Source organism: Streptomyces sp. RK9, from assembly GCF_045070545.1.
Classification (GTDB): Bacteria; Actinomycetota; Actinomycetes; order Streptomycetales; family Streptomycetaceae; genus Streptomyces; species Streptomyces alboflavus.
The window spans coordinates 2102104-2126324 of the sequence record NZ_CP173703.1; the positions used below are offsets into that span (position 1 = coordinate 2102104).

Annotated in this window: 21 protein-coding genes; 10 read left to right on the forward strand and 11 right to left on the reverse strand. The window is 72.1% G+C overall.

All coding sequences use genetic code 11. The annotated features are described in order from the left end of the window. Positions 1 to 96: 96 nt before the first annotated feature. The 4 genes from AB6L24_RS08305 (at position 97) to AB6L24_RS08320 (ending at position 5081) form a co-directional block, all read left to right on the forward strand. Entirely contained in the window at positions 97 to 1698 is a 1602-nt protein-coding gene (locus AB6L24_RS08305) for an MFS transporter (RefSeq protein WP_405653765.1), read from the forward strand. A gap of 25 nt (positions 1699 to 1723) precedes the next feature. Then, positions 1724 to 2392 (forward strand): TetR/AcrR family transcriptional regulator, encoded by a 669-nt coding sequence (locus AB6L24_RS08310; protein WP_405653767.1) that lies wholly within the window; start codon positions 1724 to 1726, stop codon positions 2390 to 2392. Positions 2393 to 2662: 270 nt separating this feature from the next. Further along, positions 2663 to 3685: an endonuclease/exonuclease/phosphatase family protein gene (locus AB6L24_RS08315; protein ID WP_405653769.1), complete on the forward strand. Its 1023-nt coding sequence runs from the start codon at positions 2663 to 2665 to the stop codon at positions 3683 to 3685. Positions 3686 to 3863: 178 nt separating this feature from the next. After that, positions 3864 to 5081 (forward strand): MFS transporter, encoded by a 1218-nt coding sequence (locus AB6L24_RS08320; RefSeq protein WP_405653771.1) that lies wholly within the window; start codon positions 3864 to 3866, stop codon positions 5079 to 5081. A gap of 198 nt (positions 5082 to 5279) precedes the next feature. Here the strand turns inward: AB6L24_RS08320 and AB6L24_RS08325 are convergent, their stop codons facing one another. From AB6L24_RS08325 to AB6L24_RS08335, 3 genes are all read right to left on the reverse strand, one after another. Next, complete coding sequence (locus tag AB6L24_RS08325; protein ID WP_405653773.1) at positions 5280 to 7031, reverse strand: NAD+ synthase; 1752 nt, start codon at positions 7029 to 7031, stop codon at positions 5280 to 5282. Positions 7032 to 7285: 254 nt separating this feature from the next. Beyond that, positions 7286 to 8959: a multicopper oxidase family protein gene (locus AB6L24_RS08330; protein ID WP_405653775.1), complete on the reverse strand. Its 1674-nt coding sequence runs from the start codon at positions 8957 to 8959 to the stop codon at positions 7286 to 7288. A 135-nt stretch (positions 8960 to 9094) separates the two neighbouring features. After that, complete coding sequence (locus AB6L24_RS08335) at positions 9095 to 9643, reverse strand: hypothetical protein (RefSeq protein ID WP_405653777.1); 549 nt, start codon at positions 9641 to 9643, stop codon at positions 9095 to 9097. Between the two features lie 70 nt (positions 9644 to 9713). On the opposite strand from AB6L24_RS08335, the gene AB6L24_RS08340 reads away from it, so the two are divergent. From AB6L24_RS08340 to AB6L24_RS08350, 3 genes are read left to right on the forward strand one after another with little or no spacing between them, the layout of a single operon-like run. Further along, positions 9714 to 11219 (forward strand): APC family permease, encoded by a 1506-nt coding sequence (locus tag AB6L24_RS08340; protein ID WP_405653779.1) that lies wholly within the window; start codon positions 9714 to 9716, stop codon positions 11217 to 11219. 13 nt (positions 11220 to 11232) lie between these two features. After that, on the forward strand, positions 11233 to 11964 hold the full coding sequence (locus tag AB6L24_RS08345; protein ID WP_405653781.1) for a DUF998 domain-containing protein: 732 nt from the start codon (positions 11233 to 11235) through the stop codon (positions 11962 to 11964). Beyond that, positions 11931 to 12800, forward strand: coding sequence for an alpha/beta fold hydrolase (locus AB6L24_RS08350; protein ID WP_405653784.1), 870 nt, complete (start codon positions 11931 to 11933; stop codon positions 12798 to 12800). The genes AB6L24_RS08345 and AB6L24_RS08350 overlap by 34 nt, the downstream gene beginning before the upstream one ends. Before the next feature lie 338 nt (positions 12801 to 13138). Here the strand turns inward: AB6L24_RS08350 and AB6L24_RS08355 are convergent, their stop codons facing one another. The 4 genes from AB6L24_RS08355 to AB6L24_RS08370 form a co-directional block, all read right to left on the reverse strand. Then, positions 13139 to 14203, reverse strand: coding sequence for a LacI family DNA-binding transcriptional regulator (locus AB6L24_RS08355; protein WP_405653786.1), 1065 nt, complete (start codon positions 14201 to 14203; stop codon positions 13139 to 13141). A gap of 131 nt (positions 14204 to 14334) precedes the next feature. After that, on the reverse strand, positions 14335 to 16011 hold the full coding sequence (locus AB6L24_RS08360) for an extracellular solute-binding protein (RefSeq protein WP_405653788.1): 1677 nt from the start codon (positions 16009 to 16011) through the stop codon (positions 14335 to 14337). Positions 16012 to 16045: 34 nt separating this feature from the next. Next, positions 16046 to 16909 carry a carbohydrate ABC transporter permease gene (locus AB6L24_RS08365; RefSeq protein ID WP_405657094.1) on the reverse strand — a complete coding sequence of 288 codons (864 nt, stop codon included), beginning with the start codon at positions 16907 to 16909 and terminating at the stop codon, positions 16046 to 16048. 29 nt (positions 16910 to 16938) lie between these two features. Next, positions 16939 to 17793, reverse strand: coding sequence for a sugar ABC transporter permease (locus tag AB6L24_RS08370; protein WP_030363255.1), 855 nt, complete (start codon positions 17791 to 17793; stop codon positions 16939 to 16941). Between the two features lie 473 nt (positions 17794 to 18266). Here AB6L24_RS08370 and AB6L24_RS08375 point away from each other — a divergent pair, with 473 nt between their 5' ends. Together AB6L24_RS08375 and AB6L24_RS08380 are read left to right on the forward strand one after the other, a co-directional pair. Beyond that, on the forward strand, positions 18267 to 19238 hold the full coding sequence (locus tag AB6L24_RS08375; RefSeq protein WP_405657096.1) for a hydroxyacid dehydrogenase: 972 nt from the start codon (positions 18267 to 18269) through the stop codon (positions 19236 to 19238). A gap of 78 nt (positions 19239 to 19316) precedes the next feature. Continuing rightward, on the forward strand, positions 19317 to 19739 hold the full coding sequence (locus AB6L24_RS08380; protein ID WP_405653790.1) for a DUF5990 family protein: 423 nt from the start codon (positions 19317 to 19319) through the stop codon (positions 19737 to 19739). A gap of 174 nt (positions 19740 to 19913) precedes the next feature. Here the strand turns inward: AB6L24_RS08380 and AB6L24_RS08385 are convergent, their stop codons facing one another. Continuing rightward, entirely contained in the window at positions 19914 to 20546 is a 633-nt protein-coding gene (locus AB6L24_RS08385; RefSeq protein ID WP_405653792.1) for a DUF305 domain-containing protein, read from the reverse strand. 7 nt (positions 20547 to 20553) lie between these two features. After that, the gene (locus AB6L24_RS08390; protein ID WP_380858998.1) at positions 20554 to 21225 is read right to left on the reverse strand and encodes a DUF3105 domain-containing protein; all 672 of its coding nucleotides are present in this window, start codon (positions 21223 to 21225) and stop codon (positions 20554 to 20556) included. 435 nt (positions 21226 to 21660) lie between these two features. Between AB6L24_RS08390 and AB6L24_RS08395 the strand changes: the two genes are divergently transcribed. Then, positions 21661 to 23022: a glutamine synthetase family protein gene (locus AB6L24_RS08395; RefSeq protein ID WP_030563849.1), complete on the forward strand. Its 1362-nt coding sequence runs from the start codon at positions 21661 to 21663 to the stop codon at positions 23020 to 23022. A 117-nt stretch (positions 23023 to 23139) separates the two neighbouring features. Here the strand turns inward: AB6L24_RS08395 and AB6L24_RS08400 are convergent, their stop codons facing one another. Next, on the reverse strand, positions 23140 to 23574 hold the full coding sequence (locus AB6L24_RS08400; protein ID WP_405653794.1) for a VOC family protein: 435 nt from the start codon (positions 23572 to 23574) through the stop codon (positions 23140 to 23142). Positions 23575 to 23627: 53 nt separating this feature from the next. Beyond that, positions 23628 to 24140, reverse strand: a complete 513-nt coding sequence (locus AB6L24_RS08405) for a pyridoxamine 5'-phosphate oxidase family protein (protein WP_405653796.1) — start codon at positions 24138 to 24140, stop codon at positions 23628 to 23630. Positions 24141 to 24221 lie beyond the last annotated feature (81 nt).

Genomic DNA, 24221 nt, shown 5'->3' on the forward strand with positions numbered 1-24221 from the left:
CGGGTCGGACGGCGGACCGGAAAGAGCGCGTAAAGGCTTCCCCATCCTTTTCAATACGAGACGGTCTCGTATCGAAATGCGTCTAGGGTGGACGCCATGACCACACCTGCCGTCCCCGACGCGCCCCGGATACCGGAGGCGGTGCACCGCCGTCGCTGGGCGATCCTCGGCGTCCTCATGCTGAGCCTGCTCATCGTCGTCCTGGACAACTCGATCCTGAACGTCGCCATCAAGACCATCTCGACCCCCGAGCCCACCGGCCTCGGCGCCACCCAGGGCGAGCTCGAGTGGGCCATCAACTCCTACACGCTCGTCTTCGCCGGACTGCTCTTCACCGCGGGCCTGCTCGGCGACCGCCTCGGCCGCAAGAAGGTGCTGCTCGCCGGGCTCGCCGTCTTCGGCATCGGCTCCGCGCTCGCCGCCCAGTCCGGGTCGCCCGCCGAACTCATCGGCTTCCGCGGCCTGATGGGGCTCGGCGCCGCCTTCGTGATGCCCGCGACCCTCGCCGTCCTCATGCACGTCTTCGAGCGCGAGGAGCAGCCCAAGGCCATCGGCATCTGGGCCGCGGGCGTCGGCCTCGCCGTCGCGATCGGGCCCATCACCGGCGGTGTCCTGCTCGACCACTTCTGGTGGGGCTCGGTCTTCCTCATCAACGTGCCGATCGTGATCGTCGCCATCGGCCTGATGATCGTGCTCGTCCCCGACTCCAAGGACCCGAAGCCCGGCCGCATCGACCTCGTCGGCGTCGTGCTCTCCGTCATCGGCCTGGTGCTGCTCGTCTACGGCATCATCAAGGGCGGCCAGCTCGCCGACTTCACCGACCCGGCGGCCCTCGCCACGATCCTCGCGGGCCTGGCCGTGCTCGTCGGCTTCGTCTGGTACGAGAAGCGCAGCGACCACCCGTCCATCGACATCTCGTACTTCAAGAACCGCGTCTTCTCCGCGGCCATCACCGCCATCGCGCTGGTCTTCTTCGCGCTGATGGGCGTCACCTTCTTCGCCGTCTTCTACACCCAGAGCGTGCGCGGGTACTCGCCGCTGGAGACCGGGCTGCTCATGCTGCCGCTCGCCGTCGCCCAGCTGATCTTCGCGCCGCGCGCCCGGCTCGTCGTCGACCGCTTCGGGGTGCGGGCCGTGTGTGCGGGCGGTCTCACGGTGATCACCCTCACGCTCGTCGCCTTCACCCTCCTCGACGCCGACACGCCCATCTGGGTCATGGAGGTCATCTTCTTCTGCATGGGCGCGGGCATGGCGCACATCATGACGCCCACCAGCGTCGTCATCATGCAGGCGCTGCCCCGTGAGAAGGCGGGCTCCGCGTCCGCCCTCAGCAACACCTTCCGGCAGGTCGGCGGGGCGCTCGGCATCGCCGTCCTCGGGTCCGTGCTCTCCGCGGCCTACCGCGGGGGCGTCGAGGACGAGCTGAAGGTGCTGCCGCCCGGGGCGCGGCACTCCGCGGGGGAGTCCATCGAGGCGACGCTCGGGGTGGCCGGGCGGCTCGGGGGGCGGGGGGAGGCGCTGGTCGCCGCGGCCAACGACTCGTTCCTGCACGCCATGCACATCACCGCGCTGTGCGGCGCCGGGGTCGCCCTGGTGGGCGTGCTCGTCGTGTCCCTGTACCTGCCGGGGAAGCCGCCGAAGGAGGCGGTGACCTCGTCGGACGCTCCGGCCCCTGACCGGGTGGGCGCCGACCACTGAGGGACCGCGACGCGGACCAGGGAGAATGCGGGGGACGCAGACCGCAGAGGAGTCGAACATCGTGGAGCAGGGGCGCACCGGCAAGGGTGAGGGCGTCGTCGCCAAGGGCGCGGGCGTCAGGGGCCGTCCCCGGAGCGAGGCGGTGGAGCGCGCCATCATCGAGGGCGTCATCAAGCTCATCGAGGACGGCGTGCCCCTCGCGGAGCTGTCCATCGAGCGCGTCGCCCGCACCGCGGGCGTGGGCAAGGCCACCATCTACCGCCGCTGGAGCGGCAAGGAGGAGATGTTCGTCGACGTCCTGCGCACCCTGGAGGAACCTCCCGCCGAACTCCCCGGCACCTCCATGCGCGACGACCTCGTCGTCCTCGTCGAACACATCCGCCGCCGCGGCCTCAACATGCGCTCGTCCGCGATCCTGCACAACGTCTTCGCGCAGATGAAGAGCCTGCCGAAACTCTGGGAGGCGTACCACAAGACGGTCATCGACCCGCAGCGCCGCGTCTCCTACGAGGTGCTGCGCCGCGGTGTCGAGACCGGCGAACTCCGCGCCGACGTCGACATCGTGCTCGCCAACGAGCTGTTCGTCGGCCCCATGCTGGTCCGCAGCGTGCTGCGCCCCGACGACCCGCTGGACGAGGACCTGCCGGTGCGCATCGTCGACCTCGTCCTCGAAGGACTGCGGCCCCCGGAGTGAACCCACGGCCGCGCGCGTGTCGTTCGCCACCCTCGCCGCTGCCGTTCGCCTCTTGCCCGCCACCGCCCGCGTACGCAACGCCCCATGGACGATGTGCGCGTTTCGTCACAGAGGCCGTGCCTCGCCCACACATCCGGAACCTCGCGAGCCCGCCCGGTCGTCCTCGTGCCCGTACGGCCGTCACCGGACGGCGGAGCAGACACGCGATCATCGCCTAGGGTGCAGGGGCGGGGAGACGGTGTGCACGGCAGTCAGTGAGGCGACGAGAGTATGGCGCAGGCGTACAAGGCGGAGACGGACAGCGGCGGCTCGCAGCACGACCGCCAGGGTTCGCGACTGCGACGCCTGGCCGACGGATGGCGGGGCGACCCCGGCATCTGGCGGCGCGGGCTGATCACGGCGGGGATCGCGGTCCTCGTCGGTCTCGTGATGCTGCTGCACGCCCAGATCCCCAACGGCGTCGGCAACCTCGGCAGCCTCACCGAGACCTTCCTGCCCTGGCTCGGTGTGTTCGTCCCGGTCCTGCTCGTCGTCGCCGTCGCCCGCAAGTCCGCGACGGCCCTGATCGCGCTGGTGCTTCCGGTGGCCGTCTGGTTCAGCGCCTTCGGCGGGCTCATCACCGACAAGTCCGGCAGCGGCGGCGACCTCACCGTCGCCACGCACAACGTGAACGCCGACAACCCCGACCCGTCCGGCACCGCCCGCGACGTCGCCGCGTCCGGCGCGGACATCGTCGCCCTGGAGGAACTCACCGCCTCCGCCGTGCCCACGTACGAGAGGGCGCTCGCCGGGACGTACAAGTACCACTCGGTGCAGGGCACCGTCGGCGTGTGGAGCAAGTACCCGCTGACCGGCACCAAGCCCGTCGACATCAAGCTCGGCTGGACGCGCGCCATGCGCACCACCGTCGACACGCCCAAGGGGCAGGTCGCCGTGTACGTGGCGCACCTGCCGTCGGTGCGGGTCAAGCTCGACGCCGGCTTCACGGCCGGGCAGCGCGACGACAGCGCCGACGCGCTCGGCGAGGCCATCGGCGACGAGAAGCTCGGCAGGGTCGTGCTGCTCGGCGACCTGAACGGCACGATGAACGACCGCGCCCTGAACGCCGTCACCTCCCAGCTGCGCTCCACGCAGGGCGCCGCGGGCGACGGGTTCGGCTTCAGCTGGCCCGCCTCGTTCCCGATGGCCCGCATCGACCAGATCCTGGTCAAGGGCGTCGAACCGGTGTCCTCCTGGACCCTGCCGGAGACGGGCAGCGACCACCTGCCGGTCGCCGCGAGCGTCGACCTCTGACGGTCACCCGCGCTTCATCCCGCGGGGCGGTCGGCCTTGCCCCCGTGGAATACGTGGGCCGGGAGCCTTTGTTTCGACGGTAAACTTATAGGTTCGGCTCCGTACCGGGTGACGGTACGGAGCCGGATCCCGTACGTCCGCCGTCCCGCGCCCCCGTCCCCTGGAAGGTACGTCCCTCATGCCCCTGGCCCTGCTCGCCCTCGCCGTGGGCGCCTTCGGCATCGGCACCACCGAGTTCGTGATGATGGGGCTGCTGCCCAACGTCGCGGACGACCTGCACATATCCATCCCCACCGCCGGGCACCTCGTCTCCGCGTACGCCCTCGGGGTCGTCATCGGCGCCCCGCTGCTCGCCGCCGTCACCGCGAAGCTGCCCCGGCGGCGCGTGCTCATCGGCCTCATGGCCCTCTTCGTCGTCGGCAACGCGGTGTCCGCCGCCGCGCCCGACTACCACTGGCTGATGGCGGCCCGCTTCCTCAGCGGGCTTCCGCACGGCGCCTTCTTCGGCGTCGGCGCCGTCGTCGCCACCGGGCTCGTCGGGCCCGAGCGCAAGGCGCGGTCCGTGTCCCTGATGTTCCTCGGGCTCACCGTCGCCAACGTCGTCGGCGTGCCCGTCGCCACGCTCATGGGGCAGCAGCTCGGGTGGCGCGCCACGTTCCTCGCCGTCAGCGCCATCGGGCTCGCCGCCATCGCCGCCCTCGCGATGCTCGTGCCCGCCGACCACGGACACGGCGAGAACGCCGGGCTCCGCGGGGAGCTGCGCGCCCTCGGCTCGCTGCCCGTCTGGCTCGCCCTCGGTACGACCGTCGCGGGCTTCGGCGCCCTCTTCGCCGCCTACAGCTACGTCACCCCGATGCTCACCGACTCCGCCGGGTTCGCCGAGGCCAGTGTCACCCTGCTGCTCGCCCTCTTCGGGGTCGGCGCGACCGCGGGGAACCTGCTCGGCGGGCGGCTCGCCGACCACTCCCTGCGCGGCACGCTCTTCGGCGGGCTCGGGGCCCTCGTGCTCGTCCTGCTTCTCTTTCCCGTCCTCATGCGGGCCGAGTGGAGTGCGGCTGTGGGGGTTGCTCTGCTGGGGATGGCCGCGTTCACGACGGGGTCGCCCTTGCAGTTGATGGTCATGGAGAAGGCCGCCGCCGCGCCCTCTCTCGCGTCCTCCGCCAATCAGGCCGCCTTCAACCTCGCGAATGCCGGTGGCGCTTGGATCGGGGGGCTCGCCCTCGCGGCGGGCTTCGGGGTCACGTCGCCCGCCGTGGCCGGGGCGGGGCTTGCCGTCTTCGGGATCGGGGTGGCTGCGGTGGCGTACGCCGTCGACCGCGTTGCCGGGCCGGAGGCCTCGGGCCGCCTGGTCGCCGAACACGTCCCCTCAACCCCGGCCAACGCCCCCCACCCCTGACCGACGGGCCTCTCTCCCACCCGCCCGCCCGACCTTGCACCGGCCTGGGCAGAAGCCCGGCACCTTCAGGTGAGGACGGCGAAGTTTCAGGCCGAGGCGGCGTACTTTCAGCCCGTCCGGCGTTTGAGGACGAGGCGCGGAGCGCCGATCCGGGGGAGGACTGTCCCACCCGCCACGGGACGACTGCCTACGGTCCGGTCAGGCCGTTTCGCGCCAGCCATTGGTGATCGGGAGCCGGCGGTCCTTGCCGAAGCCCTTGGGGGAGGTCTTGGTGCCGGGTGGGTACTGGCGGCGCTTGTACTCGGCGGTGTCCACCATGCGAAGCGTCTTCGCGACGAGCTCCGCGTCGAACCCGGCGGCGACGATCTCGTCGGCCCCCTGATCCCGGTCGACGTACAGCTCGAGGATCCCGTCCAGCACGGGATAGTCGGGCAGCGAGTCGGTGTCGACCTGATCGGGTCGCAGCTCCGCGCTGGGCGGCTTGCTGATGGAGTTCTCGGGGACGGGGGGAGTCTCCCCGCGCGCGAGGGCGGCTTCGTTGCGCCACCGCGCCAGCCGGAAGACGGCGGTCTTGTAGACGTCCTTGATGGGCCCGTACGCCCCGACCGAGTCGCCGTACAGCGTCGAATACCCCACGGCCAGCTCGGACTTGTTGCCGGGCGCGAGCACGATGTGCCCCTCCTGGTTGGAGAGCGCCATGAGCATGGTCCCGCGCAGCCGCGACTGGAGGTTCTCCTCGGCGAGCCCGGTGAGGCCGAGCGACTCCATGTAGGCGTCGAACATCGGCGCGATGGGCACGGTGCGCAGATTCAGCCCCGTGCGCCGCGCCAACTCCTCGGCGTCACCGAGGGAGTGCTCGGACGAGTACCGCGACGGCATCGCGACCCCGTACACGTGCTGCGCCCCGAGCGCGTCGCACGCGATCGCCGCGGTGAGCGCGGAGTCGATGCCTCCGGAGAGCCCGATCAGGACGGAGGAGAAGCCGTTCTTGGTGACGTACGCCCGCAGCCCCACGACGAGCGCCGAGTACATCTCCTCGTCGTCGTCGAGCCGGTCCGCGTACCCGCCGTCGAACTCCGTCTCGTACGCGGGCAGCGGCTCCGCGGACAGCGTGACGTGCTCGACGCGCAGGCCGTCGTCGACGACGCCCTCCGGCACCGGACCCGCCGCGGGCAGCTCCAGGTCGAGGACCACGCACCCCTGCGCGAACTGCGGCGCCCGCGCGATCACTTCGCCGTCCTTGTCCACGACGATGGAGTCCCCGTCGAAGACCAGCTCGTCCTGGCCGCCCGTCATCGCGAGGTACGCGGTCGTGCAGCCCGCCTCCTGCGCGCGCTTGCGCACCAGCTCAAGGCGCTGGTCGTCCTTGTTCTGCTCGTACGGCGACGCGTTGATCGAGAGGAGCAGCCCCGCCCCCGCCGAGCGCGTCGCCGGGACGCGGCCGCCGTCCTGCCAGAGGTCCTCGCAGATCGCGAGCGCCACGTCGACGCCGTGCACGCGGACGACGGGCAGCGTCTCGCCCGGCACGAAGTACCGGAACTCGTCGAAGACGCCGTAGTTGGGGAGGTGGTGCTTGGAGAAGGTCAGCGCCACCTCGCCGCGGTGCAGCACCGCGCCCGCGTTGCGGGGGGCTCCGGCGGGCTGGCCGTAGCGCGGCTTGGCCTCCTCCGTGCGGTCCAGGTAGCCGACCACCACGGGGAGTTCGCCGAGGCCCTCGTCGTGGAGGCGGGCCGCGAGGGCGCGCAGCTCCCGGCGGGAGGCGTCGACGAAGGAGGCGCGCAGGGCGAGGTCCTCCACGGGGTAGCCGGTCAGCGCCATCTCGGGGAACGCGACCAGGTGCGCTCCCTGCTCGGCGGAGTGCCGGGTCCAGTGGACGATCGCCTCGGCGTTCTGGGAGAGATCGCCGACGGTCGAGTCGATCTGATTCAGGGCGAGGCGTAGTTGAGGCACGCCGCCCAGTCTAATCGTCAAAGCGACGCGATGCCCCCTGTGGACGGGTGTGGGGCGGCCCACGTGGGGCGTGGGACAGGGCGGCCGGATGCGCCCCGGCGCCGGGCGGGCACGGGGGCGCACCCAGGCGGCTGCCGGGGGCGTGCCCGGGGTGCGGGGGTCGGGCCCGCACCCCGGGGCTCCGGTCGGAACCGGTGGCCGAGTGCCGTCAGGGGCCGTGGCCGAGTGGCGTCAGGGGCCGTGGCCCGGCGCCCTCAGGAGCGGTACCCGAGCACCGTCATCATCCCCGCCTCCGCGTGGTAGACGTTGTGGCAGTGGATCATCCACAGGCCGGGGTTGTCCGCGTCGAAGTCCACCGTCAGCGTGCCGTTCGGCGGGACGACCGCCGTGTCCTTGCGGGGGCGCCCCGGGGTGCCCGCCAGGGCGAACGTGTGGCCGTGCAGATGGAGCGGGTGCCACATCGCGGTGCCGTTGGTGAACGCGATCCGGACGCGCTCCCCGGCACGGACCGGGTGGCGCCCGCCGGGGGAGTAGGGCTTCCCGTCGAACGCCCAGTCGTACTTCGCCATGCCGCCGGTCAGCCGGATCCTGACCGTGCGGTCGGGCGCGCGGTCGTCCAGGGCCACGGAGTCGTCGGCCGTGAGCCGGTCGGCCAGGAGCACACGGCCCGTCAGCTCCTCGGGGCGCGCCGACGCGGGCGGCGGCGCGCCCCCGCCGGTGCGGAGCAGCGCCCGGGCCGCCGCCTTCTTGCCCTCGGCCACCGCCGTCAGCGGGAACACGCCGTCCTTGACGGTGACCAGGACGTCGTACCGCTCGCCCATGCCGATGAGCAGCGCGTCGGCCTTCTTGTGCCGCACCGGGAAGCCGTCCGTGTGCGTCACCGTCAACTCGTGGCCCCCGAGCGCCACCCGGAAGGCCGTGTCGCCGCCCGCGTTGATCAGACGGATGCGGACGCGGTCGCCGGGGCGGGCGCGGAAGGTCGTGGGGGACTTGGGGATGCGGCCGTTGAGCACGTAGTGGGGATAGGCCACGTCGCCCGCGTCCGGGCCGAGGATGTCGCTCTTGGCGCCCATCATCATCCGGGAGGGCCCGGCCGGGTCGCTCGGCCCCGCGGTGCCCTCGGACCGGGCCCGCGTCATCGACATGTGGGACATGTCGTGCCCGCCCCCTCCGTCGTCGTCCCCGCCGCCGCTCCCGCCGTGGTCCATCCCGGCCCGCAGCTCCTTCAGGACGGCGTCCGGCGTGGAGCCGTCCACCCCGTCGACCCAGTCGTCCAGGACGACGACCCACTCCTTGTCGTACTCCAGGGGCTCCTTGGGGTCGTCGACGATCAGGGGGGCGTAGAGACCCCGGTCCTGCTGGGTGCCCGCGTGCGGATGGAACCAGTACGTCCCCGGGTGCGGGACCTTGAAGCGGTACGTGAAGTCGGCGCCGGGCCTGATCCCGCGCTGGGTGAGGGCGGGGACGCCGTCCATGTCGTTGCGCAGGGCGAGGCCGTGCCAGTGCAGCGTGGTGGGCTCGGGGAGGTGGTTGGCGAGGGTGAGGGCGAGGGTGTCGCCCGCGGTGACGCGGACCTCCTTGCCGGGCAGGTCCTCGCCGTACGCCCACGTGCGCACCGTGGGGCCGCCCAGGTCGAGCGTCGCCGGCGCGGCCGTGAGCCGCAGCTTCCTGACCCGGCCGCCGCCGGGGCGCCTGCGCTCCGCGGCGGCGACCTCACGGCCGGTGGGCGTCACATAGCCCTTCGGGGGCGCGGACGGGCCGCCCTGGCCGCCGCCCGTGTGCCCGGAGTGGGAGCCGTCGCCGGAGCAGGCCGTCACGAGTCCCGTGCCGACGGCGGCGAGCGCGGCGCCGAGCAGCGTCCGGCGCGACGCGTCCGGGAGGCGGGACGCGGGCGATGACTGGGGGGTGCGCGAGAGGGGTGTGCGCATGGTTGATGAACACCTCGTCTGGTGTGGTGCGTGCAGAAGGGCGCGTCTGCTGCTTCTGGTACACCGCTCACCGCCCGGAGGTTCCCATTCCGTCTCCGGGGCGTGCGGGCAGCGCGAAACAGCCGGTGCGGCGGCCTATACGCGCAGCACGGCCAGGCGGGTGAGGAGGGCGCGGGGCGGCGGAGGGTTCGGCCGCAGGGCGTCGATGAGGCGGGCGAGGCGGGGTACGTGCGCGGGTGCGGCCCAGAGCCGGTGGCGGACCGCCGCGTGCAGCAGGGCGAGGGTGAGGGCGGCGCCGAGGACGGCCAGGCAGACGGAGAGGGGGTCCATGCCGGAGTCGTGGCCGCCGGTGGGGTCGCCCGCGGCCGGACCCACGGCTGCCGGGTTCAGGCCCGCCGGGCCGACGTCCGCCGGGCCCATGGCCATCGCCCCGCGCGCGTGCCCGCCACCCTTGTCCACGCGCGCGTGGACACCACCGCTCTCCCCGCGCGCGTGCCCGCCGCCCGCAGCCGCTCCGGCGTGTCCGCCCGCAGCCACCCCCGCGTGCCCGCCCCCAGTAGCCCGTTCGGCGCTCGCCCCGTGCTCCCGGGGGTGACCCAGCGAATGCATCGCCACGATGCCGAAGAGCAGCGCGACGAGCAGGGCGAGGTGGCTCGCGCGCGTCGTCGGGCTCTTCGGGGTCACGGCCCGGAGCCTACCCCTCCTGGGTATGGGGTGACATGCGGCCCCGGCACCCTCCGCCGATCATGAGCCCATGACGACCACGGACAAGCCCGGCGAGGGCGGGGCGACGCCCGGAGCCGCGGCGGCGGAGGACGTGGCCGGGCTCGCCCCGGACCGGGCCGCCGACACCGGGACCAAGCGGCAGTTCATCTCCTGGCTGACCCTCGCCCTCATGACCACCGCGTCGGTGGCCAGCCTGCGCCCGTCCCCGTCGATGGCCCTGTACGGCCTCGCCGCGGTCTTCCTCTATCTGCTGCCCGCCGTGGTCTTCCTGCTGCCCACCGCGCTCGTCGGCGCCGAACTGGCCTCCGGCTGGACCGGCGGCATCTACCGCTGGGTCAGCGAGGCCCTGGGCAAGCCGCTGGGGTTCGTCGCCGTGTGGTGCCAGTTCGCCATGACCATCGCGTACTACCCGAGCCTGCTCGCGTACGTGGCCTCGACGTTCGCGTACGTCGTGCACCCGAGCCTCGCCGAGGACGGCCTCTACGTGGCCATCGTCATCGTCGTCATCTACTGGACCGGGGTGTGGGTGACCTCGCGCGGCACGAAGACCGTCGCCGGGCTCTCCTCGCTCGGCCTGGTCGTCGGCACGCTGGTGCCGGGTGTCGTCCTCGTCGCGCTCGGCATCGTCTTCCTGGGGGAGGGCAACGCCTCCGAGGCGCCGATGAGCGCCGACCACTGGCTGCCGCCGTGGACCGGCCTGGCCAGCCTCGTCCTCATCGTCAACAACTTCCTGTCGTACGCGGGCATGGAGATGAACGGCGTGCACGTCTCCTCGCTGCGGCACCCGCGCGCCGAGTACCCGCGCTCGGTCTTCCTGGCCACCGGGCTCGTCCTGCTGATCTTCATCCTTCCGGCGCTGGCGATCAGCTGGGTCATGCCGGCCTCCGAACTCAGCCTCACGGCCGGTCTGATGCAGGCCTTCCAGGCGTTCTTCGACCACTTCCACGTCGGCTGGATGACCAAGGTCGTCGGGATCATGCTGGTGCTCGCGGCGCTCGGCGGGATGCTGACGTGGCTGGCCGGACCGGCCAAGGGGCTGGTGACCCTGGCCCGGCAGGAGGGGTATCTGCCGCCGTTCCTGCAGAAGTTCAACCGGCACGGCGTGCCGCTCAACATCATGGTCGCGCAAGGGGTCGTGACCACCCTCATCGGCGTCCTCTACGCGTTCAGCGACGACGTCTCCAGCGCGTACTGGATGTTCTCCGTCATCACCGTGCAGATCTACCTCATCGCCTATCTGCTGATGTTCGTGGCCGTGGTGCGGCTGCGCGCCACCCAGCCGCACGTGCGGCGCGGCTTCGTGGTGCCCGCCGTGACGCTGGTCGCCGGGGTCGGCTTCGTCGCCTCGGCGTGCGCGCTCGGCATCGGCTTCGTACCGCCCGACCAGTTCGGGAACGCGCCGCTGTGGCGCTATCTGCTCATCGTCGGCGGCGGGCTCCTCGCGCTCGGCGTCGTCGCGCCCGCCGCCTTCCTCAAGTACCGCAGACCGGAGTGGATTCACCCTGACCACCAGCGCGCGAACCCCACGGACTAGCCTTTGTCCCCCTATGTCTCCCGAGCCCCCCGCCGCCGGAGTCCGCCGCGGCGCCCGCACGGCCGTCGCGGTCCTTCTCGCGCTCGGCGCCCTCGCCTACACCACCTGGGCCTTCGAGGTGTTCCTGCCGACCGGGCTCTCGCCGCTGCGGTCGTACGTCAGTGAACTCGCCGCCGAGGACCAGCCGTACGGGACGTTCTTCCGCTCCCTGGACTTCGGGGCGGGCGTGCTGGTGTGCGCCGGGGCGGTGCTCGCGCTGCTGTGGCGCGTCCGGCCCGCCGGGCTCTCGCGCGGCCTCGCCCGCCTGACCGCCCTCGGGTGGGCCGGCGTCGCGCTCTTCGGCGCGGCCACCGCGGCCGACTCGCGGCTCCCGCTGAGCTGCGCGCCCACCGCGGACGCGGCCTGCGTGGCCCGGGAGCGGGCCGGGCTCGTGCCCGCGGCGCACTCCGCGCACGCCGTCAGCAGCAGTGTCGCGGTGGCGGGGGCGCTGGTGGGGATGGTGCTGCTCACGCTGGTCGTACGCAGGGCCGGGGCACGCGAGGGCGTCCGCGCGGGCGGGCTCCTCACCCTCCTCCTCGGTGTCGAACTGGCCGCCACCGTATGGACGCTGGCGGCCGTCGCCGCGTTCGACGCCGGTCGGGGAACCTGGGGGCTCGGGGTCGCGCAGCGGCTCCAGTTGCTCACGATCGCGGTGTGGCTGGTGGTGGTGGCGTGGCTGGTACGGCGGTCGTGGCGGCGGGGGTGAGGCGGACGACGCCGTCCTCCCGGGGGTCCTTCGTACGGATCGACGGGGTGCCGCATCACGTGGACGTGACCGGGGACGGGCCCGTGTGCGTGCTCAGCGCGGGGCTCGGCCTCGCCTGGGCGGAGTGGGACCCCGTGGTGGCTCTCCTCGCCCCCCACCGCACCGTCGTCCGCTTCGACCGGCCCGGCCTCGGGCTCAGCGCGCCCGCGCCGGGTGCGCCCACGCTGGCGGCGGAGGCCGGGCGGATCGGGCTCGTCCTGGACGCGGTGGGGTTCGGCGGCGCGGCGGTGACCGTCGTGGGGCACTCGCTCGCCGGGTTCCACGCCGAGGCGTTCGCGCGGCTCCGTCCTCGGCGGACGGCCGGGGTGGTCCTGGTCGACTCCAGCGTGGAGGCGTCGGCGCGCGCCGTTCCCGGCCGGGCGGTGCGGGTGGGCGCCGCCCGGGTCGCTGGGGCGGTGCTCGGGGCGGCCGGGGTGCCGCTCGCGGTCGGGCCGTCCGTGCGGTGGCTGGCGGGGCGCCCGGCGCCGCGGGGGCTGCGGTCGCTCTACGGTTCGAGCCGGGTGTGGCGTGCGGGGCTCCTGGAGTACGCGACGTACGCCGACGTGGCGCACGAGCTCGCGGTGCTGCGGCGCGGGACGCGGATGCCCGCCGGGACCCCGGTCTCGGTCCTCGCGGCGTCCACCTCCCGCCCGCCCGTCTCCGACCCCTGGCTGACCCACCAACGCGCCTTGGCCACGACACTGGGCGCGACGTACCGCGCCCTGACCCCGGCGGGCCACCTCGTGATGCGGGACCGTCCCCACGAGGTGGCGGAGGCAATCCTCGGGACCGGCTAGCCCCGCTCACCGCCGCATCCGGGCGCACCGCAGCCGTGACGGCATCGTCGGCCCGGGCTGTGCCCACCCTCCCCCAAGCTCTCGACTTCGCTCGAGCAGGGGGACCCCCATCGCCCTGCGGAACGCCTGCCCACAGCGGGGGCATGTCGCTGGTCCCTCGCACCTCGGCGACGCCGCTCGACCGTCGATGCACCGGCAACCCCGGTCGGCGTCTCCGCGACGGTGGCGGGGGCATGGCCTGCTGCCAGAAGCCCGCTGTGAGGGGTGAACGGGTGGGCGGGTGGGGGATTGTCCGCCGCGGAGCGGCGGGACTGGGACGGCGCCGGCGAGGCGGAGCCTCAGGCGCCCCCCTGAGACACGGCAAGACGCCGCACGCTCGCGCGGACCACGATGTGCGTACCCAGCACGTGCCGCTCCGGCCCGGACCGCGGCGGCGCCCCCGCCAGGGCGAGGCGGACGGCGGTGCGCCCCATCTCCTCGGCGGGGATGTGGACGGTGGTGAGCCCGGGCGTGATGTCGGAGGCGACGGGATCGTCGTTGTAGCCGACGACGGAGACGTCGTCGGGGACGGAGAGCCCGTACTCCCCGAGGGCGACCACCGTGGCGGCAGCCACCCGGTCGTCCCCGGCGAACACGGCGGTGAACTCCGGCTTCCCGTCGGCGTCCCGCAGCAGATCCCGGATGGCCTCGTACCCGTGGTGCGGCCCGAACCCGACCCCGTGCACGATCGCGTCGGAGCGCGGCACCCCGTGGTCGTCGAGGGCCCGCAGATACCCGTGCACCCGGTCCTCCCCGGTGGTGTTGCCGGGCTGGTAGCCGATGAGGGCGATGCGCCGGTGCCCGGCGCCGAGCAGATGGCTGGTCACGGCGTACGCGCCCGCCTCGTTGTCGTACTCGACGACGAGCGCGGGCACGTCGGGCGCGGGCGCGGGCCGCCCGCACAGCACCAGGCGGGAGCCCGCTGCGGCGAGGGCCTGGGCGTACCGGGCCATCCGCTCCCGGTACTCGTCGTCCTCGATGACCCCGCCGACGAGGACGACGGCCTCGGCGGCCTGTTCCCGCATCATCTGCACGAGCGCGAGCTCCCGCGCCGGATCGCTGCCGGTGGAGGCGACGAGGGTGAGCCGCCCGTGCCGGGCGGCCTCCATCTCGACGCCCTGCGCGACGTGCGCGTAGAACGGGCTCAGCACGTCGTAGGTGAGCACGGCGATGGTCTTGCGCCCGGCGCCCGCCAACGCGCGGGCGTGCGCGTTGACGACGTAGTCCAGTTCCTTCACGGCCCGCTGCACCTTCGCCCGCGAGGTCGCGGACGTCGGGTAGTTGCCCGCGAGGACCCGCGAGACGGTCGCCACGGAGACCCCCGCGCGCGCGGCGACTTCGCGGATGGTGACCCGTTCCCCCACTGGTGATTCTCCTCGACTCGCCTGGTCCCGGCCGCCCTTGGACGGCGGGCGGACGCGCGTGACGTACGAAACGGCGCGGCCGGGACGGACCGGCGCCCGCCCGGCACCATCATCGCGCCCCCGCCCCCGCCTCAGTGCGCCGCCTCGTACTCCTCCGCGAATTCCTCGGCGCACTTGTCGCCGCCCTGCGACCGCCACTTGCGGTGGACGTCGTCCCAGGAGGACAGGCTCTTGCGGCCGGAGACGACGGCCGTGACGCCGTCCTCGACGATCTGCTGGAGGGACGCCCCGACCCGGTTGAAGGTCGCCGACTGCAGCCCCCAGCGGTCGTTGGGCACGAGCAGCGGCACGACCTTCTTCTCCCAGGCGTGCAGGCGTTTCGTGAGTTCGGCCTGCCCGGGGAAGTACAGCGGCTGCGGCGCGTCCATCAGATAGGGGAACGGCAGGTTCGTACGGGACTCGACGAGGCCGCGCTCCGTGGGGATCGGGTCGCCCGCCTTGTCGAACCGGAAGTGGGTGCCCTCCACTCCGTAGTGCGTGAGCTGGTACTCCTTGGAGCCGAACGGCGACGCCAGCCAGTCGAGGACGCGCAGCATGAGCCGGACGCGCTCCTTGGACGCCTTCTTGACGACGGTGTAGCCGAAGCAGCCGCGGTTCTGCTGGTAGACGGGCGTCGCGCCGGGCACTTCGTAGGGCACGGCGGCGTCCAGGGTGTACGCGTCCTTGATGCCCTGCGCGTTGGAGAGCACCGCGCCCCAGCCGTCCGTCATGGAGCGCACGGTGCCGTTGTAGAACTGCGTCTTGAGGTCGACCTGGGAGATCGAGGTGGCGTCGGAGTTGTAGGCGCCGTCGGCCCGCAGCCGCGCCATGAACTCCAGGGCGGCCTTGAACTCCTCGGTGCCGTACATGGGCGTGATCCGGCCGTCCTTGATCCGCCACTCGTTGGGCGCCCCGTGCCACATGGCGTGGTAGAGGTAGCTGTAGTAGCTGACGGTCGAGGTGCCGAGCATGTGCTTGCCGCCGCCGGAGCCCTCCTTGGCCATCGCCCGGAAGTCCGACGCCGACATGCCCGGCCGGTAGCCCGCCTTGTCGAAGGCCTCCCGGTTGACGAACATCGCGCCCTGCACCTTGGCCCGCTCGACCGGAAGCCCGTAGAGCCGCCCCCCGATCCGGCCCATGCCCTCCCAGGCGTACGTGGGGATGCCCGCGAGGTTCGGGTAGTCCTTGATCGCGTCGCCCGACAGGTACTCCGACAGGTCGGCGCAGCGTGCCTTCACGAACTGCGCCTCGCGCGGCAGGACGTACCCGCCGCCGATGTTGATGAGGTCCGGCAGGTCCCCGCTGTCGCCCGCCGTCAGCGTCGCCATCTTCGAGCGGAAGTCCGCGTCCGGCACGACCGTGAACTCGACCTCGACGCCGAGGGCCTCGTTCATCGCCTGCCAGTACTTGTTGGACCCGGCGGGCTTCGGCGGCGTGCCGTACGTGATGGACAGGACGCGGATCTTCTCCTTGCCGGTGCCCGGCCTGCCGTCCGTCGCCGTCACCAGACGCCGCGGGTAGGAGGTGAAGCCCGCCTGCACGCCCGCGGTGCTCGGCGGCAGGTCGGGCGCCGGGCCCCGCGTCGGGGTGAAGGTGGGCCAAGGGGCCATCTTCTTCCCGGCGTTGGACACGTCACCGCCGCCGCTCGAGCCGGTGGCACAGCTGGTGAGGACGGCGGGGGCCGCGACGGCGGCACCGCCGACGGCGATCGAGCGCAGCAGCGCACGGCGCCCGATGGGGCGGCGCGAGGAACCCTGGGAACCGGACACGAGGTCAACCTTTCGGCGGGTACGGGGAGTCGGCTCAGCTCTTGATGGCGCCGGTGAGCACGCCCTTGGTGAAGTACTTCTGCAGGAAGGGGTAGACGAGCAGGATCGGCACGGTCGCGATCACGAGGACGGCCATCTGGGTCGTCTGCGGCGCGGAGACCTGGCCCGCCTCGCTCAGGCCGGTGTCGGCGATCTGGGAGCCGCCGATGACGTACGTACGCAGGACCTGCGACAGCGGCCAGTGGTCGGACTCCAGGTAGATCGAGGCATGGAACCAGGCGTTCCAGTAGCTCACCGCGTAGAACAGCGAGACCACCGCGAGCGCCGCCTTCGACAGCGGGAGCACGACCCGCCACAGGATCTGCCAGTCGTTCGCGCCGTCCAGGCGCGCCGCCTCGTACAGCTCCTCGGGGATGCCCTGGAAGAAGCCGCGCAGGACGATCAGGTTGAAGACGTTGATGAGCACCGGCGCGACCAGAGCCGCGTATGTGTCCATCATTCCCATGCCCTTGACCAGTAGGAACGCCGGGATCATGCCGGGCGGGAAGAGGAACGTGAACAGGATCAGGAGCAGCACCGGCTTGCCGCCGAAGACGCCGGGGCGGGCGAGGGCGTAGGCGAGGAAGGTGGTGCAGGCGAGCGAGAAGAGGGTGCCCGCGGCCGTCAGGACGACGCTCACGCCGAGGGCCTCGGTGACGATGCCGCCGCTCAGGACGGTGCGGTAGGCGCGCAGGGTCGGCTCGCTCGGCCACAGGACCCAGCCGCCGTTCGCGACGACCTCCCGGTTGGACGCGAGCGACGTCGAGACGATCACGAGGAAGGGGATCAGGACCAGCGCGAGGACGACGGCGACCGCCACGCCCTTGGCGGCCTTGGTGAGGGGCCGGGGCCGCTCCATCCAGGCGGGCCGGACGGCGTTGTGGCTGCTCACTTGTAGACCCCCTGCTCGCCGAGCCGGTGTGCGATCCGGTTGGCCGTGAAGACGAGCGCCGCGCCGACGACGCCCTTGAAGAGTCCGGCGGCGGCCGCGTAGCCGGTGTCGCCGCCGACGATGCCCTGCCAGAAGACGAAGGTGTCCAGGACCTCACCGGCCTCCGGGCCCACCGACTGCCGTTGCAGCAGCATCTGTTCGAAGCCGACGGACAGGATGTCGCCGAGCCGCATGATGAGCAGCAGGATCACGATGGGCCGGATGCTGGGCAGCGTGACGTGCCAGAACCGCCGCCAGGGCCCTGCCCCGTCGATCGCCGCGGCCTCGTAGAGCTGCTCGTTCACCTGCATCAGCGCGGCGAGGAAGATGATCGTGCCCCAGCCCGCGTCCTTCCAGATCACTTCGAGGACGACGAGCGGCTTGTACGCGTCCGGGTTGCCGATGATGTCGACGGTGTGCAGGCCCGCGTCGCTCAGCGTCGCGTTCAACAGGCCGGTGTCGCCGAGCACTTGCTGGAACAGCGCCACCACGACGACCCACGACAGGAAGTGCGGCAGATAGATCACGGACTGGGTGAAGCGGCGCAGCAGGTCCGAGGTCAGGCTGTGCAGCAGCAGCGCGAGGGCGAGCGGCGCGGGGAAGAAGAACACGAGCTGGAGCACCGCGATGAACAGCGTGTTCCAGGTCGCGTGCCAGAAGTCCGGGTCGCCGAACATCCGGCTGAAGTTCTCGGTGCCGACCCAGGGGCTCGCCCACAGGCCGTCGAAGGGGACGTACTCCTTGAACGCCACGGCGTTCGCGATGAACGCGCCGTAGTGGAAGACCAGGAAGTACGCGAGGCCCGGCACCATGAGCAGCACCAGGAGCCGAGTGCGCTGAAACCGTTTCCACTTCTCACCACGCCCGCTTTTGCGGGCATTTGCCCCCTCGGTGGGCTCGGTCGGCGGTGTCACCGCCTCGATTTCGGCCCGGTCCTTCGTCACCGCTGACACGGAACCCCCAGTCTTGAACACAGCTGTCGGGACAAGGTGCCGGGAATCTAAAGCGGTTACTGCCCCCGGTCAACCCCCTTCGCACTGCGGCCCCTTGCTGCTGCCTGCTGTCTCTTGACCGCTGCGGCGGCATGGTCCTAGCCTCCTGACGTCTTCCAGTAACCGTTTTCTACGAGAGGTGGCGACGCGTGCCCGATCAGCTGGAGCAGCCGCGGGAAGCCGTGGAGTCGGGCGGGGCCGCGGAGTCGGTCGAGGCTGCGGATTCGGTCGAGGCCGCCGAGGCGACGGGAGCCGGAGGGGCGGCGCGGCGCAGGCCGGTGGCCGCCGTCGCCATGGGGGCCGACGTCGTGGACCGCGTCCTCGCCCCCGGCCTGCGCCAACGCCTCGCCCGTAGCGTCGAGTTGCCGCCCGGCGCGCTCACCGGCGGGCTCACCGGCGCCGACGCCCGCGCGGTGCTCGGCCGCGCCGAGGTCCTCGTCACCGGCTGGGACTGCCCCCGCCTGACCGCCGACGTGCTCGCCCACGCGCCCCGCCTGCGGGCCGTCGTGCACGCCGCCGGGTCCGTCAAACCCGTGGTCACCGACGCCCTGTGGGACCGCGGCGTCCTCGTCTCCTCCGCGGCCGACGCCAACGCGGGCCCCGTCGTCGCCTACACCCTCGCCGCGATCACCTTCGCCACGAAGGGCGCGCTGCCCGCCGCCGCCCGCTACGCCGAGCGCTGGCCGCCGTTCACCGAGCGGACCGGCGCCGACGCCCGCACCATCGGCGTCGTCGGGGCGTCCCGCATCGGCCGCCGCGTCATCGCCGCCCTCAACGCCTCCGACGCCGGACACCGCGTCCTGCTCACCGACCCCTACGTCACCCCCGCCCAGGCCGCCGCCCTCGGCGTCGACCTCGTGGACCTGCCCGACCTCTGCCGGGCCAGCAGCGTCGTCACCCTGCACGCGCCCCAACTCCCCGAGACCCGGGGCCTGCTGAGCGCGCACATGCTCTCCCTCATCCCCGACGGCGGCGTCGTCGTCAACACCGCGCGCGGCTCCCTCGTCGACACCGACGCCCTGACCCGCGCCTGCGCCGCCGGCCGCCTCGACGCCTTCCTCGACGTCACCGACCCCGAGCCCCTGCCGCCCGGGCACCCCCTCCTCGCCCTCCCCAACGTCCTGGTCACCCCGCACATCGCGGGCGCGCAGGGCAGTGAGGTGCGGCGGCTCGGGGAGTACGCCGTGGCGGAGGTCGAGCGGTACGCGCGAGGGGAGGCGCTGCTCGGGCGGCTGCGGCGGGAGGACCTCGGTCGGCTCGCCTGAGGCCCCGCCCGCGCGGGCGGGCGACTGTCAGACCCCCGTGGTGGACTGAACCCCATGACTCCTCCCAAGACTCGTCCCGTGACCCAGAAGCTGACCGTGCGGCTCGTCGGCCGTGATCTGCCCGGGGCGGAGTGCGGGGACTTCCGGGACGTGCACGTGGGGGTGCAGCGGGGCTCGGAGCCCGACCAGCTCGTCCGCGCGGACGCGGCCGAGGCGGTCTTCGCGTTCGAGGTGGCCGTGGTCGCCGCGCCGGACGGCAGCCGTGACTTCAAGGGGCCCTTCGTCCAGGGCAAGCGGGGCGAGCGCTTCTTCTACCTCACCTGGGGCGAGCTGCCTCCCGGCGGGGAGTTCGCGATGTTCCGGCGGGCGAAGCTGTGGTTCGGTGACCTGCCGGAGGCGGGGGTGGCGGCGGGGGCGGTCGTGGGGGAGGTGGGGCTCACGGATCGGGCGGGGCTGCCGTTGTGCGCGGGGGTGCGGCCGCCGGGGGTGGTGTGGGGGTAGGCCTCGCGGGGGCAGCACACTCTCCAGCCCGTCCGGCGATTGAGGACGAGGCGCGAAGCGCCGATTCGGCGGGGGTCTGTCCCACCCGCCCGGGACCCCCACCCCTGGGGTCCAGGGGCGGAGCCCCGGTTTCGGAGAAGGGGCGGGACCGGGGCGCCCCCGCGAGGGCACCCCCTACGGCTTCGCGCCCCGTGCCTTCAGGAGGTCGGACATCAGCTTGACCTCGGACTCCTGGGACTCGACCATCCCCTGCGCGAGCCGCCGCTCGACCGGCACGTCGCACCGCTCGACACACCCCTGAGCCATGTGGATGCCCCCCTGGTGATGGGCGGTCATCAGCTTCAGGTAGTAGATCTCGGCCTGCTTCCCGTCCAGCTCCCCGAGCCGCTTCATCTGCGCGTTCGTGGCCATCCCCGGCATGAGGGACCCGTCGCCCGCCGAGGGGACGCCGGTCATGTCCATCCACTCCATGGGCTCACCGGGCGGCACCTTCGGCAGCTCCCACAGGTCGAGCCAGCCCAGCATCATGCCGCGCTGGTTGGCCTGGGTCTGCGCGATGTCGTAGGCGAGACGGCGGATCTCCGCGTTCTCGGTGCGGTCGCGGATGACGTAGGACATCTCGACGGCCTGCTGGTGGTGGACGGCCATGTCCCGGGCGAACCCGGCGTCGGCGGACGTGCTCGACGGCGCGCCGGCGACGCCGGAGGAGCCCGATGAGCCGTCGGTGGACGCGACGGCGGCGGTGATCCCGCCGGCCGCGAGCACCGCCCCGGCGACGGCGCCGATCAGCCAGTCCCTGCGCTTCATCACGTCATCACTGCCCCAGGCCGTTGGTGCAGGCCGCACCGGGCTCGGGGGTCTGCTTGCCCTGGACGTAGGTGGAGAAGAAGGTGTCGATCTGCTTGTCGGCCGCGTCCTTCACCACCCGCTGGTGCCCCCAGGCGGACAGCAGGATCGGGTCCTTCTGCTTCTTCACCGGGCTCATCAGGGAGTACGGGGTCTTCTTGACCTTGGCTTCCAGCTTCTTCAAGTCGGCGGGCTTCGCCTGGTCGTTGTACGTCACCCAGACCGCGCCGTGCTCCAGGGAGTGCACGGCGTTCTCGTTCGGGATCTCCTTGGTGTAGACGTCGCCGTTGCAGTTCATCCACACCTGGTTGTGGTTGCCGCCGACCGGCGGGTTCACCGGGTAGTTCACCTTGCCGCCGACGTGGGTGCGGCCGAGCTTCTTGGCGTCCCACACCCGCTCGCCGTCGGCGGTCGTGGTGAACTTGGCGACCGCCTTGGCGTCACCCGCCTTGCCGGATTCCTTGTCGTCGTCGGCCTGCGAGATGAGGAAGTAGCCGCCGACGCCGAGGGCGGCGACGATGACCGCGCTCAAGGTGATGGTGAGCACGCTGTTGCGGCGCTCGCGGGCGCGTTCGGCGCGCCGCATCTCCTCTATCCGGGCCTTGCGCTCGGCGCTGCTCGTCTTCTTGGCGGAACCCATGGTGTGTCCTTCTGCGGAAAGCGACGGAGTCGGATGGGTTGAACAAGGGGCGGTGCGTGGAACAGAGGCGGTGCGTGGAACGGGTGGAACCAAAAGGCGATGCGCGGTACGGCCGGGGTGTTGCGGGTGCGTTGATCGTAGCCTCCGCGTCGGCGGGCGGAGGAGGCGCTCTGTCAAATACTGCACGGGCGGCACGGGGGACGGCCGCCGCCATCCGGCCGATCCCGGCCACGCGGATCCCCGCCACCCGGCCCCGGCCGCCCCGCCGGGCCCCGTACCCGCCCCGGATACCCCGGGCCCGGGTGAGCGTGCACTATGGGCAAGGAGCAGCCGCAACGCGCACGAAACCGTGTGGTGGGATGCTCGTGTGCCGGGGCGACGTCCCATGGCTTGGGAGCAGCCGGTTCCGACCAGCAAGGATGGGTGGAAGTCGAGATGGACAAGCAGCAGGAGTTCGTGCTCCGCACTCTCGAGGAGCGCGACATCCGGTTCGTGCGCCTGTGGTTCACGGACGTACTCGGCTTCCTGAAGTCGGTCGCGGTCGCTCCCGCCGAGCTTGAACAGGCCTTCGACGAGGGCATCGGCTTCGACGGCTCGGCCATCGAGGGCTTCGCCCGGGTCTACGAGTCCGACATGATCGCCAAGCCGGACCCCGGCACCTTCCAGGTCCTGCCCTGGCGCGCCGAGGCCCCCGGCACGGCCCGCATGTTCTGCGACATCCTGATGCCGGACGGCTCCCCGTCCTTCGCGGACCCCCGTTACGTACTGAAGCGGGCCCTCGCCAAGACCTCCGACCTCGGGTTCACCTTCTACACCCACCCCGAGATCGAGTTCTTCCTGCTCAAGGACAAGCCCCTGGACGGCTCCCGGCCGGTCCCCGCCGACAATTCCGGCTACTTCGACCACACCCCGCAGAACGTGGGCATGGACTTCCGCCGCCAGGCCATCACGATGCTCGAATCCATGGGCATCTCGGTCGAGTTCAGCCACCACGAGGGCGCCCCCGGCCAGCAGGAGATCGACCTGCGCTACGCCGACGCGCTCTCCACGGCCGACAACATCATGACGTTCCGCCTGGTCATGAAGCAGGTGGCCCTGGAGCAGGGCGTCCAGGCGACCTTCATGCCGAAGCCGTTCTCCGAGCACCCCGGCTCCGGCATGCACACCCACCTGTCCCTCTTCGAGGGCGACCGCAACGCCTTCTACGAGTCCGGCGCCGAGTACCAGCTCTCCAAGGTCGGCCGCTCCTTCATCGCGGGCCTGCTGAAGCACGCCGCCGAGATCTCCGCGGTCACCAACCAGTGGGTGAACTCCTACAAGCGCATCTGGGGCGGCTCCGAGCGCACCGCGGGCGCCGGCGGCGAGGCCCCCTCGTACATCTGCTGGGGCCACAACAACCGCTCCGCGCTCATCCGCGTGCCCATGTACAAGCCCGGCAAGACCGGCTCGGCCCGCGTCGAGGTCCGCTCCATCGACTCCGGCGCGAACCCGTACCTGACGTACGCCGTCCTGCTCGCCGCCGGCCTCAAGGGCATCGAGGAGGGCTACGAGCTGCCGCCGGGCGCCGACGACGACGTCTGGGCCCTCTCCGACGCGGAGCGGCGCGCGATGGGGATCGAGCCGCTGCCGCAGAACCTCGGCGAGGCGATCGCCCTCATGGAGCGGTCGGAGCTGGTCGCCGAGACGCTCGGCGAGCACGTGTACGACTTCTTCCTGCGGAACAAGAAGCAGGAGTGGGAGGAGTACCGGTCCGAGGTGACCGCGTTCGAGCTCCGCAAGAACCTGCCAGTGCTGTAACGCGGGAAAAGCCGCAGACGCGTCTGCCGAGGCACCGAGCAGACGCGTCTGCGGCTTTGACCTGGTTGCTCGCGCAGTTCCCCGCGCCCCTTTCAGGGGCGCTCACCTCCGCAGCCGTCAGGGGGAGGGCACGATCGCGTCCCGGAGAGGCGTCACCGCACGGACTCTGTACTCCTGGATCGCCCAGCCATTGCCGTCCGGGTCCGTGAAGTACATGAATGTCGCGCCGTCCTGCTCGGAGTACTGGACGGGCTCCGTGACGTCCAGGCCGCGGGCCAGCAACTCGGTGTGGGCCTGCTTGATGTCGGCCACGCACAGCTGGAGGCCGTGGTAGCTGCCGGGCTCGGGGGTGGGGCCCGGGGTGGTCTCCCAGATGGCGTCGCCGAGCATGATGGAACAGCCGGACCCGGGCGGCGTGAGCTGCACGATCCGCACGCCCGGCAGGACCTCCGCGTCGATGTCGACGTGGAAGCCGCACTTGCTCTCGTAGAACTCCTTGGCGCGGTCGATGTCGCTGACGGGCACGCCGATCACTTCGAGTGTGTAGTCCATGGCACGAGTACAGCAGCGATCGTGCGGCTTGTCCGGGCGAAGGACCGCGTGGGTCAGGAGAAGCGGTAACGCGTCTGGCTGAACGGCTCGCCCTTGCCGAACCCGAACGCTGTTCGGGGCGCCACCACGAAGACGTACGCGCGTCCCGACGGGTGCAGGAAACAGCCGTCCCCCACGTCGTAGTGGAAGAAGCCGCCGTACTTCTGCTCCCAGGCAGCCGCGAGCTCCCGCAGCAGCGCCTCGTCCGTGGTGCGGACCGCCGTGCCCTCGACGACCACGTCCAGGCCCTCGTACCAGGCGTTGGTGCCCGTCGTCAGGACCACCTCGGCGTTGGCCTCCACGTTGCGGGCCTTGCGCTCCTCGGGGCCGGTGGAGAAGTACAGGGCGTCCCCGTGCCACAGGGCGCTCAGCGGGGTGACGTGCGGGCGCCCGTCGGGACGGACCGTCGAGATCCAGAACAGCTCGGCCGCCGCCAGGGCGTCCCGGGCCCGGGGCCAGGGGGTCGGGGCGACTCCCTCGCTGCTGTAGCGGGGGTCGACATCGGTACGGGGTTCCCGGCTCGGCATGACGTGGCCTCCTGCTCTCCATGGTCCTGTCCCAGTGGGGACCCCGCACGCGGGCAGAACTCATCGGCCGGGCCCTGGGTA

Bases quoted from the DNA above. Each gene is read 5' to 3' on its own strand.
- AB6L24_RS08370 (WP_030363255.1), bottom strand. From the start codon at position 17,793: ATGGTGCCGGGCCTCGCGTACTTCCTGGTCTTCCACTACGGCGCGTTC.
- AB6L24_RS08315 (WP_405653769.1), top strand. From the start codon at position 2,663: ATGGCGCAGGCGTACAAGGCGGAGACGGACAGCGGCGGCTCGCAGCAC.
- AB6L24_RS08340 (WP_405653779.1), top strand. From the start codon at position 9,714: ATGACGACCACGGACAAGCCCGGCGAGGGCGGGGCGACGCCCGGAGCC.
- AB6L24_RS08385 (WP_405653792.1), bottom strand. From the start codon at position 20,546: ATGAAGCGCAGGGACTGGCTGATCGGCGCCGTCGCCGGGGCGGTGCTC.
- AB6L24_RS08390 (WP_380858998.1), bottom strand. From the start codon at position 21,225: ATGGGTTCCGCCAAGAAGACGAGCAGCGCCGAGCGCAAGGCCCGGATA.
- AB6L24_RS08330 (WP_405653775.1), bottom strand. From the start codon at position 8,959: ATGCGCACACCCCTCTCGCGCACCCCCCAGTCATCGCCCGCGTCCCGC.
- AB6L24_RS08310 (WP_405653767.1), top strand. From the start codon at position 1,724: ATGCGGGGGACGCAGACCGCAGAGGAGTCGAACATCGTGGAGCAGGGG.
- AB6L24_RS08405 (WP_405653796.1), bottom strand. From the start codon at position 24,140: ATGCCGAGCCGGGAACCCCGTACCGATGTCGACCCCCGCTACAGCAGC.
- AB6L24_RS08365 (WP_405657094.1), bottom strand. From the start codon at position 16,909: ATGGAGCGGCCCCGGCCCCTCACCAAGGCCGCCAAGGGCGTGGCGGTC.
- AB6L24_RS08305 (WP_405653765.1), top strand. From the start codon at position 97: ATGACCACACCTGCCGTCCCCGACGCGCCCCGGATACCGGAGGCGGTG.
- AB6L24_RS08375 (WP_405657096.1), top strand. From the start codon at position 18,267: ATGGGGGCCGACGTCGTGGACCGCGTCCTCGCCCCCGGCCTGCGCCAA.
- AB6L24_RS08320 (WP_405653771.1), top strand. From the start codon at position 3,864: ATGCCCCTGGCCCTGCTCGCCCTCGCCGTGGGCGCCTTCGGCATCGGC.
- AB6L24_RS08395 (WP_030563849.1), top strand. From the start codon at position 21,661: ATGGACAAGCAGCAGGAGTTCGTGCTCCGCACTCTCGAGGAGCGCGAC.
- AB6L24_RS08400 (WP_405653794.1), bottom strand. From the start codon at position 23,574: ATGGACTACACACTCGAAGTGATCGGCGTGCCCGTCAGCGACATCGAC.
- AB6L24_RS08345 (WP_405653781.1), top strand. From the start codon at position 11,233: ATGTCTCCCGAGCCCCCCGCCGCCGGAGTCCGCCGCGGCGCCCGCACG.